The organism is Candidatus Pantoea multigeneris (assembly GCF_011752615.1).
Classification (GTDB): domain Bacteria; phylum Pseudomonadota; class Gammaproteobacteria; order Enterobacterales; family Enterobacteriaceae; genus Pantoea; species Pantoea multigeneris.
In genome coordinates this window covers 1,148,616-1,167,929 of record NZ_VWXF01000001.1, presented here as the reverse complement: position 1 = coordinate 1,167,929, position 19,314 = coordinate 1,148,616, and the positions used below count along the sequence as shown (strand labels likewise).

The 19,314-nt window shown below is 53.8% G+C and carries 18 protein-coding genes; 13 read left to right on the top strand and 5 right to left on the bottom strand.

Translation table 11 applies throughout. The features are described from left to right. The first annotated feature begins 575 nt into the window (after positions 1-575). The 4 genes from F3J40_RS05330 to glnB all read left to right on the top strand — a co-directional run bounded on the left by F3J40_RS05330 (position 576) and on the right by glnB (position 4,403). Positions 576-2,003 (top strand): sensor histidine kinase, encoded by a 1,428-nt coding sequence (locus tag F3J40_RS05330; RefSeq protein ID WP_167012849.1) that lies wholly within the window; start codon positions 576-578, stop codon positions 2,001-2,003. Between the two features lie 3 nt (positions 2,004-2,006). After that, a complete protein-coding gene (gene qseG / locus F3J40_RS05325; RefSeq protein ID WP_026042622.1) occupies positions 2,007-2,654 on the top strand; it encodes a two-component system QseEF-associated lipoprotein QseG in 648 nt (215 codons plus the stop codon). After that, positions 2,641-3,987: a two-component system response regulator GlrR gene (gene glrR, locus F3J40_RS05320; protein ID WP_167012941.1), complete on the top strand. Its 1,347-nt coding sequence runs from the start codon at positions 2,641-2,643 to the stop codon at positions 3,985-3,987. Before qseG ends, glrR begins: the two co-directional genes overlap by 14 nt. Positions 3,988-4,064: 77 nt before the next feature. Continuing rightward, entirely contained in the window at positions 4,065-4,403 is a 339-nt protein-coding gene (glnB, locus tag F3J40_RS05315) for a nitrogen regulatory protein P-II (protein WP_017347796.1), read from the top strand. 38 nt (positions 4,404-4,441) lie between these two features. On the opposite strand, the gene hmpA is transcribed toward glnB, so the two are convergent. Beyond that, on the bottom strand, positions 4,442-5,626 hold the full coding sequence (gene hmpA / locus F3J40_RS05310) for an NO-inducible flavohemoprotein (RefSeq protein WP_167012848.1): 1,185 nt from the start codon (positions 5,624-5,626) through the stop codon (positions 4,442-4,444). 331 nt (positions 5,627-5,957) lie between these two features. Here hmpA and glyA point away from each other — a divergent pair, with 331 nt between their 5' ends. Then, positions 5,958-7,211, top strand: coding sequence for a serine hydroxymethyltransferase (glyA, locus tag F3J40_RS05305; protein ID WP_167012847.1), 1,254 nt, complete (start codon positions 5,958-5,960; stop codon positions 7,209-7,211). Positions 7,212-7,245: 34 nt separating this feature from the next. On the opposite strand, the gene F3J40_RS05300 is transcribed toward glyA, so the two are convergent. Continuing rightward, complete coding sequence (locus F3J40_RS05300; RefSeq protein ID WP_167012846.1) at positions 7,246-8,310, bottom strand: glycosyltransferase; 1,065 nt, start codon at positions 8,308-8,310, stop codon at positions 7,246-7,248. 175 nt (positions 8,311-8,485) lie between these two features. Here F3J40_RS05300 and F3J40_RS05295 point away from each other — a divergent pair, with 175 nt between their 5' ends. Continuing rightward, complete coding sequence (locus tag F3J40_RS05295) at positions 8,486-9,622, top strand: 3-phenylpropionate MFS transporter (RefSeq protein WP_167012845.1); 1,137 nt, start codon at positions 8,486-8,488, stop codon at positions 9,620-9,622. Here the strand turns inward: F3J40_RS05295 and csiE are convergent. Next, positions 9,602-10,873, bottom strand: coding sequence for a stationary phase inducible protein CsiE (gene csiE, locus F3J40_RS05290; protein WP_167012844.1), 1,272 nt, complete (start codon positions 10,871-10,873; stop codon positions 9,602-9,604). The two genes, F3J40_RS05295 and csiE, sit on opposite strands and share 21 nt — an antisense overlap. Positions 10,874-11,029: 156 nt before the next feature. Here csiE and F3J40_RS05285 point away from each other — a divergent pair, with 156 nt between their 5' ends. Both F3J40_RS05285 and F3J40_RS05280 read left to right on the top strand, forming a co-directional pair. After that, on the top strand, positions 11,030-11,656 hold the full coding sequence (locus F3J40_RS05285; RefSeq protein ID WP_026042619.1) for a DUF1007 family protein: 627 nt from the start codon (positions 11,030-11,032) through the stop codon (positions 11,654-11,656). Beyond that, complete coding sequence (locus F3J40_RS05280; RefSeq protein ID WP_167012843.1) at positions 11,647-12,630, top strand: nickel/cobalt transporter; 984 nt, start codon at positions 11,647-11,649, stop codon at positions 12,628-12,630. The genes F3J40_RS05285 and F3J40_RS05280 overlap by 10 nt, the downstream gene beginning before the upstream one ends. Before the next feature lie 70 nt (positions 12,631-12,700). Here the strand turns inward: F3J40_RS05280 and suhB are convergent, their stop codons facing one another. Beyond that, entirely contained in the window at positions 12,701-13,504 is an 804-nt protein-coding gene (suhB, locus tag F3J40_RS05275) for an inositol-1-monophosphatase (protein ID WP_167012842.1), read from the bottom strand. A 126-nt stretch (positions 13,505-13,630) separates the two neighbouring features. Between suhB and trmJ the strand changes: the two genes are divergently transcribed. The 5 genes from trmJ (at position 13,631) to sseB (ending at position 18,402) form a co-directional block, all read left to right on the top strand. Continuing rightward, on the top strand, positions 13,631-14,371 hold the full coding sequence (gene trmJ, locus F3J40_RS05270; protein WP_167012841.1) for a tRNA (cytosine(32)/uridine(32)-2'-O)-methyltransferase TrmJ: 741 nt from the start codon (positions 13,631-13,633) through the stop codon (positions 14,369-14,371). Positions 14,372-14,530: 159 nt separating this feature from the next. Next, positions 14,531-15,028: a Fe-S cluster assembly transcriptional regulator IscR gene (iscR, locus tag F3J40_RS05265; RefSeq protein ID WP_026042618.1), complete on the top strand. Its 498-nt coding sequence runs from the start codon at positions 14,531-14,533 to the stop codon at positions 15,026-15,028. A gap of 93 nt (positions 15,029-15,121) precedes the next feature. Further along, positions 15,122-16,285 carry an IscS subfamily cysteine desulfurase gene (locus F3J40_RS05260; protein WP_167012840.1) on the top strand — a complete coding sequence of 388 codons (1,164 nt, stop codon included), beginning with the start codon at positions 15,122-15,124 and terminating at the stop codon, positions 16,283-16,285. Positions 16,286-16,329: 44 nt separating this feature from the next. Continuing rightward, positions 16,330-17,616: an aminopeptidase PepB gene (gene pepB / locus F3J40_RS05255; protein ID WP_167012839.1), complete on the top strand. Its 1,287-nt coding sequence runs from the start codon at positions 16,330-16,332 to the stop codon at positions 17,614-17,616. Between the two features lie 18 nt (positions 17,617-17,634). Next, on the top strand, positions 17,635-18,402 hold the full coding sequence (gene sseB / locus F3J40_RS05250; protein ID WP_017347783.1) for an enhanced serine sensitivity protein SseB: 768 nt from the start codon (positions 17,635-17,637) through the stop codon (positions 18,400-18,402). A 32-nt stretch (positions 18,403-18,434) separates the two neighbouring features. On the opposite strand, the gene sseA is transcribed toward sseB, so the two are convergent. Further along, positions 18,435-19,280 (bottom strand): 3-mercaptopyruvate sulfurtransferase, encoded by an 846-nt coding sequence (sseA, locus tag F3J40_RS05245; RefSeq protein ID WP_017347782.1) that lies wholly within the window; start codon positions 19,278-19,280, stop codon positions 18,435-18,437. Positions 19,281-19,314: the final 34 nt, after the last annotated feature.

Genomic DNA, 19,314 nt, shown 5'->3' with positions numbered 1-19,314 from the left:
AAATCATGCCAGTCAGTAACATGACTGGCATTTTTTTTGGCTGAAACCAGGGACTTTTCACTGAGGTGTCGCCGTTGTTGGTTTTTAGCGACAATGCCAGAGTGCGCCTGTCTCCAATTGGAGACATTTAACTTATTGAAAAATAATTGCTTGTCAAAATGGCGTTGTTTATGTCGCAAAAAAGAGACACTTTTTGCGACGCAAATCTGTCGTAAACCGTGCCAGTTGATAGCAACTTACTGAAAGTAAATAAATTTTAAAAAGTGGCACGCTATTTGCTATACTCAGTTCGTGGCTCATTCGCCCTGTCTATGATTGCCCCGCTCACTGCGGAGAGCTCATAAAACCTGAATGACGCACCAAACGGAGCCTGCCGTCCACCAAACCGATAATCGCTTGCTTTGCAACGTTATCAAGCATCGGACGTAACGTTGAGTTAGGCTCCACCTTTTCTATCACGGCGCTACGGCGACGTGCCAACGGCAGGCCATTGCGCCTGCCGTTCTCTTTTCTACTATCTTCCCTTGCCAGAGTTGGTTAGCATCCGCACAGCACGGTTAAGCGAGAACCTCTCTGTGAAAAAATGGCGTCTCTTTCCTCGATCCCTACGTCAGCTGGTGTTGATGGCCTTTCTGCTGGTGTTATTGCCGCTGTTAGTGCTGGCCTGGCAGGCGTGGGAAAGCCTCTCGGCACTCAGCGATCAGGCGGCGGATACTAACCGCAATACCTTCACCGATGTGCGGCGCAGCGAAGCAATGGCACGCACAGCGCTGGAACTGGAGCGCAGCTACCGTCAGTACTGCGTGCTGGGTGATGAAACGCTGGCAAAGCTCTACCAGACCCAGCAAATCCGTTACAGCCAGATGCTGAGCACCCACAGCGCCAGCTTGCCGGAGCTCAAAGCGTTTGCGGTGTTACAGCAAACCCTGCCGCAACTGGCACAGCTGCACTGTGAAAACGGCAATCCTGGCGGCGAGGCCGCAGAGGCGCTGGATAAATTCTCCGTCACCAATACCCAAATGGTGCAGGAAACGCGTGATGTGGTGTTCTCCCGCGGCTTGCAGTTGCAACGTGAAATTGCCGATCGCGGTCAGTTCTTTGGCTGGCAGGCGCTGATCCTGTTTGTCATCAGCCTGTGTCTGGTGTTGCTGTTTACCGGGATGATCATCGGCCCGGTCAAACAAGTCGAACGGATGATCAACCGCCTGGGAGAGGGGAAAGCCATTGGGCAAAACAGCCGTTTTCGTGGCCCGAGAGAGCTTCGTTCGCTGGCTCAGCGCATCATTTGGCTGAGCGAACGCCTGGCCTGGCTGGAAACCCAGCGGCATGAGTTTTTGCGCCACCTGTCCCATGAGCTGAAAACCCCGCTCGCCAGCCTGCGCGAAGGCACGGAACTGCTGGCGGATGAAGTGGTGGGAAACCTTAATGGCGAGCAGAAAGAGGTCGTCACGATTCTGGATAACAGTAGCCGCCATCTGCAACAGCTGATTGAACAGTTGCTGGAGTACAACCGTAAACTGATGGACGGGCCGATCAGCCTGCAAACCATCAATCTCGATGAACTGCTGGAGGAGGTGATTCGCGCCCACGCTTTGCCAGCGCGCAGTAAACAGATGCAAACCCACATCGATTTCGCCGCCAGCCACTGTCTGGCTGAGCCTACGCTATTAATGCGGGTGCTGGATAATCTCTACTCTAACGCCGTGAACTATGGGGCTGAATCCGGTAACATCTGGCTGCGTAGCCAACTATCAGGCAACAAAGTATCGATTGAAGTGGCCAACAGTGGCACCCCGATCCCCGTGACCGAGCGCGATATGATTTTCGAGCCCTTTTATCAGGGGAGTCAGCAGCGCAAAGGGCCGGTAAAGGGCAGTGGCCTTGGGTTAAGCATTGCGCGTGACTGTCTGCGGCATATGCAGGGCGACCTGAAACTGGTTGACAGTAAAGACGCCGATGTCTGTTTTCGTATTGAATTAAACGCCACAGCCGGAAAACCCTGACGAATGAGAATGGTCATGCCCCTATTGCTGAGCGCTTTGCTGCTCAGCGCTTGCAGTACGACTAAGGTGCCTTCTGTTGCCAGCGATAGCCACAAAGTGGCCGAACCGGTATTGCAGCTGCCCGACTACCTCGCCACCGATTGTCGGGATGTCTGGCACATTGAAGCCGCCTCGGCGATGAGCAATCCCCTTTACTGGTTACGAGCGATTGACTGTGCAGACCGTCTGTCGCCGGCAGATGCGCGGGCGGAAGCCCACGGCTGGCCTGTAGAAAGCTGGTCCCGCGCCTTTAAGCAGGGCATTTTGTTGGCGAATGGCAATGTCACACCGCCTGAACGGCGCGATTTCGTCAACGCACTCGACAGCTACAGCACTGAATTCCCCAGCCAGGTTCGGCCGTTAATCCAACTCTGGCGCAGCCAGCAGGCCGCACAGCTAGAGCTAAGCGAAACCCGTACCCGGGCGTTTAAGCTGCAACAGGGCAGTGACGGGCAGTTAGAGCAGCTACAACAGCAGTTGAGCCAGTCACGCCAGGCGCAGGCAGAGACGCAGCGTAAGCTGCAACGACTGGCTGACATTGAACGTCAGCTCTCATCCCGTAAATCACCGGATGCCAGTGACAGCACGCACGCAGCCCATGAGGAGCCATAAAGTGAAACACTCGGCACGTCTGTTACTGGTGGATGACGATCCTGGGCTACTCAAACTGCTGGGCATGCGACTAAGCAGTGAGGGGTTTCAGGTAGTGACGGCGGCCTCAGGGCCAGAGGCACTACGGCTGATCGCCCGGGATCGTGTTGATCTGGTGATCAGCGATCTGCGCATGGACGAAATGGATGGGCTGGCGCTGTTTGCTGAGATTCAGCAGCGGCATGCAGGGCTCCCGGTGATCATCCTCACCGCCCATGGTTCGATCCCGGATGCGGTAGCTGCAACGCAACAAGGGGTGTTCAGCTTCCTGACCAAACCGGTAGACCGCGATGCACTGTATAAGGCGATTGATGAAGCCTTATCCCTGCGAGCACCGCAAAATGACGATCGCTGGCGTGCTGCAATTGTGACGCGCAGTCCGCAGATGCTGCGGCTGTTGGAGCAGGCACACATGGTGGCGCAATCCGATGTCAGCATCCTGATTAACGGGCAGAGCGGAAGCGGCAAAGAAGTGCTGGCACAGGCGATTCATGCCGCCAGCCCGCGCGCGGCGCGGCCTTTTATTGCCATTAACTGTGGTGCGCTGCCGGAACAACTCCTGGAATCAGAACTGTTTGGTCATGCGCGTGGCGCGTTTACCGGCGCGGTCAGTGCGAGAGAAGGGCTGTTTCAGGCCGCCGAAGGAGGCACTTTATTCCTCGACGAGATTGGCGACATGCCACAAAGCTTGCAGGTAAAACTGCTACGCGTCTTGCAGGAGCGTAAAGTGCGTCCGCTGGGCAGTAATCAGGACTGTGATATCAACGTCCGTATTATCAGTGCGACCCACCGTGACTTGCCGAAAGCCATGGAAAAAAAGCAGTTCCGTGAAGATCTCTATTACCGGCTTAACGTGGTTAACCTGCGTATTCCGGCGTTGCATGAGCGCACGGAAGATATTCCGCTGCTGGCTAACCATTTACTGCGTCAGGCCGCCGAAAAGCATAAGCCGTTTGTACGCAGCATCTCCGCCGATGCGATGAAAAGACTGATTTCCGCCAGTTGGCCGGGCAACGTCCGCCAGTTGGTGAACGTGATTGAACAGTGTGTGGCCTTAAGTTCCTCTCCGGTGATTGGGGATGCGCTGGTCTCGCAGGCATTGGCAGAAGAGAACAGTGCGTTGCCCACGTTTGTTGAGGCGCGTAACCAGTTCGAGCTGAACTATTTACGCAAGCTGCTGCAAATCACCAAAGGCAATGTCACACATGCGGCGCGTCTGGCTGGACGAAACCGTACTGAGTTTTATAAGCTGCTGTCACGCCATGAGCTAGACGCCAGCGACTTTAAAGATTAGGCTGCAACGCTGCCAAACACACTTATACTTATTCGGAACCCCATCCGGGCACGGAGGGAGCGAGAAAAGGGTCTGTCATGAAAAAGATCGATGCAATTATCAAACCGTTCAAGCTGGATGATGTGCGCGAAGCACTTGCTGAAGTAGGCATCACCGGTATGACCGTTACCGAAGTGAAAGGTTTTGGTCGCCAGAAAGGCCACACTGAGCTGTATCGCGGTGCGGAGTACATGGTCGACTTTCTGCCAAAAGTAAAAATCGAAATGGTAGTGGGTGATGACATCGTAGACACCTGCGTTGAAACTATCATGAAAACTGCGCAGACCGGCAAAATCGGTGACGGTAAGATCTTTGTCTTTGATGTCGCTCGTGTGGTGCGTATCCGTACCGGCGAAGAAGATGAAGAGGCGATCTAAAGCCTTCGCCCGCAGCTGCCAGGCTGCGGGCGGCTCAGTTACACCACTTTATGTGGACCAAACACTTCGTAGTGAATGCGTTCTGCTGCCACGCCAGCATCACGCAACTGTCCGGCAACAAACTGCATAAACCCTAGCGGTCCGCACAGATAGAACTGCTGATTTTCACCGGCAATGGCTGCGGAAACCTGACTTAAATCCATCAATCCTTGCTGATCAAACCGACCTGAGTCGTTGATTTCCGGTGCGCGATACCAGATGTGCTGGCTAAATTGGGCCAGATTTTTCCCTGCTTGTGTCACCTCCGCTGCGAAGGCATGTTGAAGCCCATTTTCGCTGGCATGTAACCAGGTCACCGGGGCAGCATGGTGCTGTGACTCCAGCTGATGAAGCATGGCCAGCATCGGGGTTTGTCCAACGCCAGCGGAGATCAGCGCGACGGGAGTTTGGGCATCCACATCAAGGAAGAAGTCGCCGTGAGGCGCTGCCAGTTCCACCACATCACCCACTTTTGCCTGCTCATGCAGCCAGCCAGAGACTGTGCCCGCAGCTTCATGTTTAACCGCAATGCGGTAGTTGCGCCCATTCGGGGTGGCCGTCAATGAATACTGACGGATCTGGCGGTTCGCCATGCCTTCTGCCTGCACATACAAAGAAAGGTACTGACCTGGACGATAATCCACCACAGACGCACCGTCTACCGGCGTCAGTTCGATGCTCTTAATCACACTGCTCTGATCGGTAATCGCACTGATGCGGAATGCGCGTGTGCCGCGCCAGCCGCCGTTTGCCGTTTCAGACTGATGGTAGATGCTCTCTTCGCGCTGAATGAACACATCGGCCAGCACTCCATAAGCACGGCCCCACGCTGCCAGGACTTCTTCGCCGGGATCCATCAGTTCCTGAATGGTTGCCAGTAAGTGTTCACCCACCACTGCATATTGTTCAGGCTTGATATTCAGGCTGGTGTGCTTCTGGGCAATTTTTTCAACCGCCGGCAACAACACCGCCAGGTTCTCAAGGTTACTGGCATACGCGGCGATGGCATTGAACAACGCTTCACGTTGATCGCCATTGCGCTGATTGCTCATGTTGAACACATTTTTCAGCTCAGGGTGATGTGACAGCAAACGATCATAAAAATGGCGAGTCAGCTCCGGTCCAACTGCCGCAACGGCAGGCAGGGTGGATTTTACGGTGGCAATAGTTTGAGCATCCAACATCGGCGTATCCTGTTTCTTAAACATGTATTTGAAATGCATGTTATGCCTGTCGCGCTGGGTTGTAAATAACCGGATAGTTAGCAAGGGGACAAAAGCGGCAACTTTTACGGCCACTGAAAGCAAAAAAAGGCGGTTCCATAGGGGGAAATATCATGAAATTCAGGACGGGATAAAAAGGATAAAACCCGCGTGGCGAAAGGGTGCCAATCGTTTGCGCAAAAAGAGTGTCAGGGTGCTACCTTCACTGCTCAAAACGGTTTACACTGTGTGCCTTCGCCCTTCGCGGGCCATTATTACCGTTACAGAAAGTTAGCTGAGTCAGGAGATCCGGATGTTAAAGCGTGATATGAACATTGCCGATTATGATGCCGAGTTGTGGCAGGCGATGGAGCAGGAGAAAGTGCGTCAGGAAGAGCACATTGAACTGATTGCTTCAGAAAACTACACCAGCCCGCGTGTAATGCAGGCGCAAGGTTCACAGCTCACCAACAAATACGCGGAAGGGTATCCGGGCAAACGCTACTACGGCGGCTGTGAGTATGTTGATATTGTTGAGCAACTGGCTATCGACCGTGCAAAAGCGCTGTTCGGTGCTGACTTTGCTAACGTGCAGCCACACTCTGGTTCACAGGCTAACTTCGCGGTTTACACCTCACTGCTGGAGCCGGGCGACACCATTCTGGGTATGAACCTGGCACACGGCGGCCACCTGACTCACGGTTCTCCGGTAAACCTGTCTGGTAAGCTGTACAACTTCATCCCTTACGGCATTGATGAAACCGGCAAAATTAACTACGACGAACTGGCTGAGCTGGCAAAAACTCACCAGCCTAAAATGATCGTTGGCGGCTTCTCTGCATACTCAGGCAAAGTTGACTGGGCAAAAATGCGTGAAATCGCAGACAGCGTAGGCGCTTACCTGTTCGTTGATATGGCACACGTAGCGGGCCTGGTTGCGGCAGACGTTTACCCGAACCCAGTTCCACACGCACACGTTGTCACCTCCACCACCCACAAAACCCTGGCGGGTCCACGTGGCGGCCTGATCCTGGCACAAGGTGGTACTGAAGAGTTTTACAAGAAGCTGAACTCTGCGGTGTTCCCAGGCGGCCAGGGCGGCCCACTGATGCACGTGATCGCAGGTAAAGCCGTTGCCTTCAAAGAAGCGCTGGAGCCTGAGTTCAAAACTTTCCAGCAGCAGGTAACTGTGAATGCGAAAGCGATGGTAGAAGTGCTGCTGGCACGTGGCTACGACATCGTTTCTGGTGGCACTGAAAACCACCTGTTCCTGATTGACCTGGTAAGCAAAGGTCTGACCGGTAAAGATGCTGATGCTGCCCTGGGCCGCGCCTACATCACCGTGAACAAGAACAGCGTTCCAAACGATCCTAAGAGCCCGTTCGTCACCTCTGGTGTGCGTATCGGTACACCAGCAGTTACCCGTCGTGGCTTCAAAGAAGCTGACGTACGTGAACTGGCTGGCTGGATCGCTGACGTGTTGGACAACATCAATGACGAAGCGGTCATCGAAAGCACTAAGCAGAAAGTACTGGCAATCTGTGCTCGCCTGCCAGTGTATGCCTGATAACGGCTGAAGCTTTCCTGAATGAAAAGCCTCGCTAAGCGAGGCTTTTTTTTATGCGGCGGATATAGCGATCTTCATGAAACTTTCTGATGCTGGCTTTAATGGTTTCAGCGATAGGGAGATCGGTACGGTTGGGTAAAGAGGCAAGAATCATGGCTAACTGCTTAGCGTCATCAGTGGCAAAAAACTCACCGTTTACTTTTTCTGCAATGATATCTTTCGGGCCACCACAATCCGATGAGATGCAGTAAATTCCCCGGGACATTGCTTCAACTAATACCATGCCAAAACCTTCAAAACGGGAGGTTAATACCAGGCAACTTATTTCATCAATCTGTCTCTCAATATAAACCCAAGGCTCTTCCTGCCATCCATGCCATGTGATGTTATTATCTATACCCCATTCTGTTGCTTTCTTTTGGCATGTCACCCTGTCTTTCCCATCGCCAATCACATCCAGCGACCATGGAATACATAATAATCGCAATGCTTCAAAAAGTGTTTTTAATCTTTTTTCTTCTTCATAGAGTATCCGGCCGACATACAAAATTTTGAGTTTTTTTGGCCTTCCAATTGTGATTTCTGATGGCTTAACAAAATTATATATCAGGTCGATATCACTCTTTCGCGCACCCAACGCGATTAACTGTGTAGCGACTTCATTACTAATGGCTAAATGACGATGGGCCATAGTCAGGTAGCCCGGTCGATATTTTAAGTTTGGTGGGCTATGCATCCATGAATACAGCGTGATATTCAGGCATGACATCTTAATTGCCCATCCTGCTATATGGCACTCTCTGGTGCCTAATGCTATTAATATGTCAGGTCGGATTTTTTTGATAAATAAAGCCAGTTTTACAATGTGGAAGTAACAATTCAGTTTTTGATTCTTGCTTATTTTATTACTGTAGTGGCATTTCAGATTGTTAATCCATGTGTTTGAAGTCGGCTTTTCACCATTGTGGAAAAAGTAGAGTGAGCTATGAAATTCTGGATCTTCATTAAGGGTGTTAATAACAAAGCGAGTCACATTTTCTAAACCACCATGTCCTGATCTGACTTCTGAAAGCACCAGCACACGTTTGATATTTTTCATCTTTTATTTCACCTATGATTAGCGGAGAAATTGTACGTTTTTTTTCTCTTCTCAAAGCCAAGCCAAGCCAGGTCTGGTTTTTTGGTCGGTTAATAGTTAGCGTCTTTTTATTTTAAATATTCTTTTATTTTATTTACCTTTCTGACAAAGTAGCTGCTCCATCGTCGGAGGGATAATGACACTCAAATCAGCAAGATGGCTCGGTCTGAGCTACTTTACTTACTTCTTTTGCTACGGCATTTATTTACCTTTCTGGAGTGTCTGGCTCAAGGGCAGCGGACTGGATGCGGAAAAAATTGGCCTGCTGCTTGGCTGCGGCATGGTGGCGCGGTTTGTGGGGAGCCTGCTGCTCTCCTCCCAGGTAAAAAATCCTTCACAACTGATTACTGTCCTGCGTGCGCTGGCGTTGATGACCTGCCTGTTCGCCGTGGGGTATTGGATCGGCCAGCAGTGGTTATGGCTGCTCCTGGTAATGGTCGGTTTCAACCTGTTTTTCTCACCGCTGGTGCCGTTGACCGATGCATTAGCCGCGACCTGGACCCAGCAAATTGGCCTGGTGTATGGCCCGGTGCGCCTGTGGGGCTCGCTGGCATTTGTCATTAGCTCAGCACTCACCGGGATGCTGGTTAGCGCTTACTCCTCGCAGGCGATTCTGGTGCTATTAAGCGCCGGGCTGTTAGCGATGCTGGCGGGCATGTTGATACCGCCCGCAACCAAACCACAGGGAGAAGAACGGCAAAGCGGCGCAGTGGGCTGGCAAGCCTGGCGTGAACTGCTACGGGAGAGTGCGGTCAGGCGCTTTATGCTTTGCGTCACCCTGATGCAGGGTGCCCATGCGGCATACTACGGCTTTAGCGCCATCTGGTGGCAGGAGCAGGGCTACTCAGCAACGGTAGTGGGCTACCTTTGGTCGCTGGGCGTGGTGGCTGAGATTGTGATTTTTGCCCTGAGTCACCGGCTGTTTCGTCGTTGGAGCGCGCGTGACTTACTGCTCCTCTCCGCCGTCTGCGCACTGATTCGCTGGACATTACTGGGTGCCAGCAGCGCACTGCCGTTGTTGATTGTGGCGCAGATTCTCCACTGCGGGAGTTTCACCGTGTGCCACCTGGCGGCGATGCGTTTTATCTCATCACGGCAGGGTGCTCAGGTCATTCGTCTGCAATCACTCTATTCGGCGCTGGCAATGGGCGGTGGGATTGCGGTGATGACCATGATTTGCGGCGTCCTGTTTACCCATCTACAAGGCCATCTGTTCTGGGTCATGGCATTGGTGGTACTGCCAGCGCTGTTTTTACGACCGCGCGTAGCCTGAATCCAGTAACTGGCGGATGTGCATTTGCTGTTCATCCGTCAGGGGCACTTGTGCCAGGATCAACGGCGGCGAGAAGAGTGGTAGTGACGTCATATAGGGCGTCACCACCAAATCTATCTCCTCGGGTGCGCCCTGTTGCTGGAAATCATCCAGATCCTGGTAGCGCAGGGTAAACGGCAGTAACGTAATTTCGCGAATCTGCCTTTCCAGCGCCCGCTCGGCTTCCGCGTCCTCGTGAGTCAGTAACAGGACCTGCTTTTCCTGCAAGGCATTATCCTGCATCAGCCAGGCACCAAAAATCACCGCCACCAGGCTAACTTCCTCTTCACTCAAATTAACCTGATAGCCAGCCTCAAAGGCCTGTAATGCCACCTGGGTGGTACGCAGTAATCGGGGGTAAAGCTGTGCCACATCTAACGCCACGCTGTTATCGATGCCGATGGCAAAATAGCTGCGATCCAGTGCCTGCGCCAGGTGGGTATAGAGCTGTTGACGAAGTTCACCGCGCTGCTTAAACAGCGTTCCCGCTTCCTGCTCGAAATGTGCAATCAGCCGGGTTACCGCCTGCCGCAGTCGCACACCGCACGGGTGGTGCAGTGAATCTGGGCCGGGAGCGTGCATCAGCGCAAACAGCAGCGTGCCGAAATCGGTTTCCCCCTCACCGGGTATCAGATGGCTGCGCTTCTGCCAGTGACGCACCACATCTTCAGCGGCATTGCGCTCGGGCTTTTGTGCCAGCCACTGCTGTTGCGCTGCGCTAAACAGCGGGGTGTGGCGCTGGCACAGGACAAACTTGAAATAGAGTTGCAAAAACACCTGGTCGCGATCGTTAAATTCCCGCCCCAGCCGCAGTTCACAATGGTGAATCAATGCCTGCAAATTGGTGTCGTCATACAGCGCTTTTTCCACTTTTAACAGCTTCAGACGCTGGCGCAATGGGGTACTAAACGCCTGACAAACAAATTCCCGCGACAGGCGCAGCGCACGTCGTAAAGCATGGATCAGGCATATCCGGCGGTTAAGCTCAGTGCCATGAATGCGCAGGCTGCCATCCACCATCTGATGTAGCTCCAGTTGGTAAAAGCGCTGTATTTCTTCGCCTACGGCAACAATATCCTCACGCGCAACACCGGCATCAACTCTGTTGATTTGGCAGAGTTTTTCCGGGGTGAGCACGGGAGCAGGCAGAAACAACAGCAGCAACAGATGGCAACGGCGCTGGGAACGGGTGAAGAGCGGTGAGGCACTCATCAAGGCGAAGTATCCAGCAGGTCGATTTGTGCTAAGAATAGCCAGGGTGCTGAAATACCGCATTAACCGTCTGGTTTTTTATACCGGGCTTTAATCCGGGTCACATTTTTTGTTACGTTAGGCGCCTTTCTGCTTCGCTGGCGGTTCAATAACATGATGAATAAGATTTTACTGGCTCTGCTGATGTTCACTCCCGTTGCCTGGGCGCATCCGCACAGTTTCATCGATATGCAAACCGAACTGGTGAGCAAGGACAATCATTTTTCCGGATTGAAAATGACCTGGACGATGGACGAGATTACCTCTGCGGACCTGCTGTATGACGCGGGCGATGCCAAACCCGGATCGGTGGTGTGGAAGAAACTGGCGGCAGGCGTGATGGCGCGAGTGCTGGGTCAGCACTACTTCTCTGAAATCTGGCAGAATGGCCAGCGGGTAAAATTCCACGATTTGCCGAGTGAATACAACCTGTCACGTCAGGGGGCGAAAGCGGTGCTGGAGTTTATCTTACCGTTAGCGGAGCCGCCTTCGTTACAAGGGGCGCAGCGCTTTCAAATCCTGACTTACGATCCCAGCTACTTTGTCGATATGTACTACGACAATGTCAAAGCACTTACGCTGCCAGCCGATCTCCAGGCGCGTTGCAGTTTTGATCTCCATACGCCAAAACCCAATGACTCGCTGAAGCAATATGCCTTATCACTGGATAAAGCAGATGCGCCTCCGGAGACCATGGATCTTGGCCGCCAGTTTGCTCAGACGGTAACCCTGACATGTCATTAATTAACGTTATTCCCATCACGCGGCGCTACTGGCCGGTGACGCTGTTCCTGCTGCTGTTGCTACTCTCGGGTATTGTGCTGTGGTATTTCTGGACGCCCCTGCTGATGCAGACCATTGTCTGGCAGGCACAGCTTAACCGCGAAATGACGCAACTGCTCCAGCGCGTTGCAGAACATCCGCATCAGGCGGGCGTCACGCTCATGCTGTTTAGCCTGGTGTATGGGGTCTTGCATGCTATGGGGCCGGGGCATGGCAAAGTGGTTATCTCTACTTTTCTTGCGACGCATCCCGCACGGCTTAAAACCAGCCTGAAGTTAACACTGCTTGCCGCGCTGGTGCAGGGTGGCGTTGCTATTGTGCTGGTGACCGTGATGTTGGTGCTGCTGAAAACGTCCTCCCGCCAGCTACATCTGAGTAGCTATTGGCTAGAGAAGGGCAGCTATTTGCTGATTGCAGCGCTGGGGGTATGGATTTCAGTACGTGCCTTGCGTAGCTTAAAAACGTTGCTCCAGCCGCCGCCAAAACTCACCATCCATAGCCTGCGTCCAGTGCATCAGCATGATGCCAACTGCGGTTGCGGCCACGCCCATTTACCGAGTGCCGAACAAATTGCGCAGGCGGTAAGCTGGAAGACCCAACTGTTGCTGGTGTTCTCGATGGGACTGCGTCCCTGTTCCGGGGCCATCATGATGCTGCTGTTCGCGAAAGTGATTGGGGTTTATTGGTGGGGCGTGGCGTCAGCGGCGATCATGGCGCTGGGAACGGCGGTGACGGTGTCTGCGGTTGGGTTGCTGGTCCATCGCTCGCGGGCGTTAGCGCAACGTCTTGGGCAGCGTAGCGAAGGGCAGGGTGCAAAATGGCTACTGCCGCTGTCAGGATTACTGGGTGGTATTATTCTGCTGGTGGCGGCATTTATTCTGTGGCAAAGCGCCACGCCGGGAATCGGTGGCGGGATCAGTCCGCTGGGCATTTAAGCGGTTATGGGCACAAAAAAAAGCCCGCCTGCTCATGACGAGCGGGCGGGCTTTTTTATTTCTGAGGAGATTAACGCTTCAGCGCATCGCTCAGTTCATCACGCATGGATGCCAGCATAGCTTTAACCACACGCGGGTTACCGGCAACGATGTTACCAGACATCATGTAGCTGTGACCGCCAGTGAAATCAGTCACCAGGCCGCCAGCTTCACGTACCAGCAGATCGCCTGCGGCGAAGTCCCATGGCTTCAGGCCGATTTCGAAGTAGCCATCGACGCGGCCAGCGGCCACGTATGCCAGATCCAGCGCGGCAGAACCGGTGCGACGGAAATCAGCACACTCAGTGAACAGTTTGCCAACCACATTGATGTAGCTGGTGGCGTGCTGTTTCAGTTTGAACGGGAAACCGGTAGCGATGATGGTGCCATCGAGATCGCGAGCAATGCTGCCACGCAGACGGAAACCATTGAGCTGTGCGCCCTGACCACGTACGGCAGTGAACAGTTCGTTGCGCATTGGGTCATAAACCACAGCCACTTCAGTGCGGCCCTTGATGCGGACAGCAATAGAAACAGAGAAGTGTGGCAGACGTTTAATAAAGTTGGTGGTGCCATCCAGTGGATCGATTACCCATTGAATATCCTGATCTTCACCTGACAGGTCGCCGCTCTCTTCCGTTACAATCGAGTGTTTCGGATAAGATTTACGGATCACTTCAATGATCAGACGTTCTGCGTCACGGTCAACATTCGTTACGAAGTCGTTGCTGCCTTTCTGGCTGGCTTCGACAGCGTCCGGGGTTTCATAATTCTTGGCAATTAAATTTCCGGCCTTGCGCGCTGCGCGCACGGCGATGTTGAGCATCGGATGCATCGGTATCTCTCACTGGATGTTAAAGAACGGGGGAAACAAACGGCGCGGAGTATAACAGCGCGTTCGGTAAATGTCCTGCTTTTATGTTAGCATCGCGCCACAAATTTCTGACAACAACTCCTCACTATGCTGCAAAACATTCGAATCGTGCTGGTGGAAACTTCTCACACCGGCAACATGGGCTCCGTCGCCCGTGCTATGAAAACCATGGGCTTAACTAACCTTTACCTTGTGAATCCGTTGGTTAAACCAGATTCCCAGGCCATCTCTCTCGCGGCAGGTGCCAGCGATGTGATTGGTGAAGCAAAAATTGTTGATACGCTGGATGAAGCCATTGCAGGTTGCGCATTGGTGGTTGGCACCAGTGCTCGCTCTCGTACACTGCCGTGGCCGATGCTGGATGGCCGCGAATGTGGTGTGAAAAGCGTAGAAGAGGCGGCACAGGCTCCGGTTGCTCTGGTGTTTGGTCGTGAGCGCGTCGGTCTGACCAATGACGAACTGCAAAAATGTCATTACCACGTCGCCATTCAGGCTAACCCTGACTACAGCTCGCTGAACCTGGCGATGGCCGTACAGGTGATTGCCTACGAAGTGCGTATGGCATGGTTACAGTCGCAGGAGCAGGGCGAGAAGAAGCCCGCCTTTGACGATACCCCTTATCCATTGGTGGACGATCTGGAGCGCTTCTACCAGCATATGGAACAGATGATGTTAAAAAGTGGTTTCATTCGTGAAGGAACTCCAAGCCAGGTCATGAGCAAACTGCGCCGTTTATTCACCCGTTCGCGCCCGGAAAGAGACGAACTGAACATCCTGCGTGGCATGTTATCGTCCTTTGAAAAGCGTAAGGGCAGCGATAAAGAGTAGAAAATCAGAGGGTTAATACCTGAGTAAACCGCTCGGTTAAATACTTGAGTAAATTAGTCAGATAAATAGTTGACCAAATTACTCAGGAATGACAAACTGCAGCCATCTGTTTACAAATGAAACCCTCCGATAACCGGACGCTGACCGAGGCCGTATGCTATGAGACTGACATCCAAAGGACGTTATGCTGTAACCGCTATGCTTGATGTTGCACTTCACTCGCACGAGGGACCGGTGCCGCTAGCAGATATCTCTGAGCGTCAGGGCATTTCGTTATCTTATCTGGAGCAGTTATTCTCACGTTTACGTAAACACGAGCTGGTTGCCAGCGTACGTGGTCCAGGCGGTGGTTACCTGCTGGGTAAAGACTCTGCTGCCATCGCGGTGGGTGAAGTGATCACCGCTGTAGATGAATCAGTTGATGCCACCAAATGCCAGGGCAAAGAAGGCTGCCAGGGCGGCGAGCGTTGCCTGACTCACGTGCTGTGGCGTGACCTGAGCGTGCGTATCAGCGAATTCCTCAACAACATCACGTTGGCTGAGCTGGTGAATAACCAAGAGATCCTGGATGTGGCCGATCGTCAGAATATGAATGACAACCGTCGTTTCCAGAACAATCGCGTTCACGAAATCAACGTCAATCTGCGCGCCTCTTAATCACCTCTTTCTTTGCGGCCTTTCCTGCTAAATACGGGAAAGGCCGAATCATGCTATAAAGACGTATGCATTCAGATACGGAGCTTTAGCGCAATGAAATTACCGATTTACCTGGATTACGCCGCCACCACGCCGGCCGATCCGCGTGTGGCCAGCAAAATGATGCAGTTTCTCACGCTGGATGGCACCTTCGGTAATCCAGCTTCGCGCGGGCACCGTTTTGGCTGGCAAGCAGAAGAGGCGGTCGACGTTGCGCGTAACCAAATCGCTGAGTTGCTCAATGCCGACCCACGCGAAATCGTCTTTACTTCCGGTGCCACCGAATCTGACAACCTTGCCATTAAAGGTGCCGCACATTTTCACCGCGCTCGCGGTAATCACATCATCACCAGCCAGATCGAACACAAAGCGGTACTCGATAGCTGCCAGCAGCTCGAACGCGAAGGGTTTGACGTCACCTATTTAGCACCAGAGGCGGACGGCACGATTTCAACTGCCGCAGTTGAAGCGGCATTGCGCGCCGATACCATTCTGGTTTCCCTGATGCACGTTAACAACGAAACCGGCGTGATCCACGATATTGTGGCGACCGGGGAACTGTGTCGTGCGCGCGCAATCTTATTCCATGTTGATGCGACGCAGAGTGTCGGTAAGTTGCCGGTCGACCTCGGCGTTTTGCCGGTTGATCTGATGTCGTTCTCCGCCCATAAAATCTACGGACCGAAAGGAATCGGCGGGCTGTTCGTACGCCGTAATCCAAAAGTGTCTATTGAGGCGCAGATCCACGGTGGCGGCCATGAACGCGGTATGCGTTCCGGCACGCTGGCCGTGCATCAGATCGTTGGCATGGGCGAAGCCTTTCAGATTGCCCGTGAAGAGCAAAGCGCTGAAATGGCACGGTTGGCACAGCTACGCTCGCGCCTGTGGCAGGGATTAAGCCAACTGAAAGGCGTCTCTCTCAACGGGAATTTTGAACAGAGCGCGGCCAACATCCTCAATGTCAGTTTTGCCGATGTTGACGGCGAATCACTGATCATGATGTTAAAAGACCTGGCACTGTCGAGCGGGTCGGCCTGTACATCCGCCAGCCTGGAGCCTTCTTACGTCCTGCGGGCGATGGGCGTCAGTGATGCACTGGCTTACAGTGCGCTGCGTTTCTCTTTGGGACGTTTTACCACCGAAGAGCAAATTGATTATGCCGTAGCCCTGGTACAAAAATCGGTCACTCGCTTACGTGAGTTGAACCGCGCGCAATAACCCGATTTGGCTGGAAAAAACCATAAAATCTACGGAGCCACGCGATGACAACTGAATCAATGAACATCACCCTCAGCACCCAGCCTGCCGATGCGCGCTGGGGCGAAAAAGCCCTACTGAGCAGCAATGAAACAGGTTTCACGCTGCATTTAACCGACAATGACGCCAACGGTCGCATTCAGCGCGCTGCGCGTAAACTGGATGGGCAAGGGATCCGCCATGTCACCCTGAGCGGTGAAGGCTGGGATCTGGAGAAGTGCTGGGCCTTCTGGCAGGGCTATCGCTCACCAAAGGGCAAGCGTCAGGTTAACTGGCCGACCCTGAACGACGCCGATCAGGTCGAATTTGATCGCCGCTGGCAGGCGATTAACTGGGTTCGTGACACCATCAATCAGCCTTCTGATGTGCTCGGCCCGGAAGAGCTGGCGCACAGCGCCATCGACCTGATCACCGCTGTTGGCGGCGAGAACGTGAGCTATCGCATCACGAAAGGCGAAGATCTGCGTGAACAAGGCTACTTGGGTATCCACACTGTTGGACGCGGTTCAAGCCGTCCTCCGGTGCTGCTGGCGCTAGACTTCAACCCTACTGGCGATGAAAATGCGCCGGTTTATGCTTGTCTGGTGGGTAAAGGCATCACCTTTGATACCGGCGGTTACAGCCTGAAGCAGAGCAGCTTTATGGATTCCATGAAGTCTGACATGGGCGGTGCTGCAACGGTGACTGGCGCACTGGCGCTGGCGATCTCGCGTGGTCTGGACCGTCGAGTGAAACTCTACCTGTGCTGTGCTGATAACATGGTGAGCGGTAACGCCTTCAAACTGGGCGATATCATCCATTATCGTAACGGTAAGTCGGTAGAAGTGATGAACACCGATGCAGAAGGTCGCCTGGTACTGGCGGATGCGTTAATTGACGCCAGCGAGCAGAACCCAACGCTGCTGATCGATGCTGCTACATTGACCGGCGCGGCGAAAACTGCCCTCGGCAATGATTATCACGCCCTGTTTACCTTCGATGACGTGTTAGCACAATCGTTGCTGGGCAGCGCGACCAGTGAGAACGAGCCGTTCTGGCGTCTGCCACTGGCAGAATTCCATCGCAGCCATCTGCCTTCCAACTTTGCCGATCTCAACAACATTGCCAGCCCGGCGCACAGCGCAGGGGCCAGCACTGCGGCGGCATTCCTCTCGCACTTCGTCAGCAAATACCAACAGGGCTGGCTGCACATTGACTGCTCTGCGACCTACCGTAAAGGTGCGGTGGATCAGTGGTCTGCGGGTGCTACCGGTCTGGGCGTGCGTACGCTGGCTAACCTGCTGTTGAAATAAGGCTAAGCGGAACCGAGCATGAGTAATCGTCTGGAAGAAGTATTAGCGCTAGCGGCCACGGAACCGGCACACCGCCCGGAGTTTTTCCAGCTGCTGCTGGAGTCCGATGCCTGGGTGCCGGGTGAATCCACCAGCCTGACGCTGGATGCCGCCACCCCGGTGGATCTGCAGCACTGGGAAAAAGAGGATGGTAGCAGTGTGATCCCCTTCTTTTCTTCGCTGGAAGCAATGGGTGAAGCCATCAGCCAGGAGCAGGGTTATCTGCGCCTGCCGGTGCGCACCTTGTTTGAGATGACGCAGGGCCAGGCCCTGTTTCTCAACCCTAAGTTGCCGGTCGGGAAAGAGTTTTCGCCGGGAGAAATTGCACACCTGCTAGGAGAAGAGGGCAGCGCCCTGAGCCAGCAAACCGTCCTGGAAGGCGGGCAGGCGCTGTTGTTGTCTGAGGTGGCCGAACCGCCAGCACAGATGATCGATTCGTTGACGCAGTTGTTCAGTAAATACAAGCAGGTGCGTCGTGCTTTTGTTGCCAGTATTCGTGAAAGCGCCGATCAGCCCGCCAACCTGCTGATTGGCATTGAAGCGGATAGCGATATCGATGCGATTATTCAGGCGGCAGGCAGTGTCGCCACGGATACGCTGGCAGAAGATGAACCGATTGATTTGTGCGAGATACGTCTGGACGATAAGGGCGTGAGCCACTTCTTTACTGCCCACCTCACGCCGTTCTATGAGCGTCGCTGGGGCAGTTTCATGCGTGACTTTAAAGGCAGCCAGCGCATTATCTGATTGCGGTGCGGCGCTGGCCGCACCTGCTTTAATCAGGGGGCAATCGGTAAATCTTTGCGGCTACCCCACTCGCCCCAGGAGCCGTCATACAGGCTCACCTGGCGCGCACCCAGCGCGGTCAGCGCCAGAATCACCACCACGGCGGTCACACCGGAACCGCAACTCGCCACGACCGGTTGCGTAATATCAACACCGGCATCGCTAAACAGTTGGTGCAGTTCCCCATCGGCTTTCAGTTGGCCGTTTTCCACCAGGCTATTCCACGGCACGTTAAAACTGTTGGGAATATGGCCACGCAGCAGCCCCGGACGCGGTTCATCAACCTCAGCATTAAACCGGTTAGCCGCGCGGGCATCAATAATCTGCGCACCGCCTTCATGGCTAATCAGCAGCACATCATTCAGGCTCTTGATAGGGCTGATTTCTGGCTGGCTCGCCTCAAACTCCGCTTGCTCAAGCGCCACCGGACCGGTAGCCAGTGGCATACTTGCTGCCTTCCACGCGGCGAGCCCACCCGCTAAAATCGACACCTGATCAACACCGAAATAGCGCAGCATCCACCAGGCGCGCGGTGCCGAGAACAGATTGCCTTCGTCGTAGACCACCAGATGTTTTTCGCTGCTGACACCCAGTTCACGCATCGCCACGGCGAAACGCTCTGGACGCGGCATCATATGCGGGTAGGGGGAGTTGTGGTCCGAAAGGGCTTCAATATCAAAGAAAGGTGCATCAGCCAGATGCGCTGCCAGATACTCCGCCTGAATATCCCGCACTTTCTCCTGCCCTGGCGGCAGCATTCGGGCATCAAGGATCTGCAAATTTTCATCTGCGGCGTGTTCTTGTAACCATTCGACAGAGACAAACAGGGGCGTGGTCATGACAACCTCTTGATCAGATATATTTCCCCCAGTC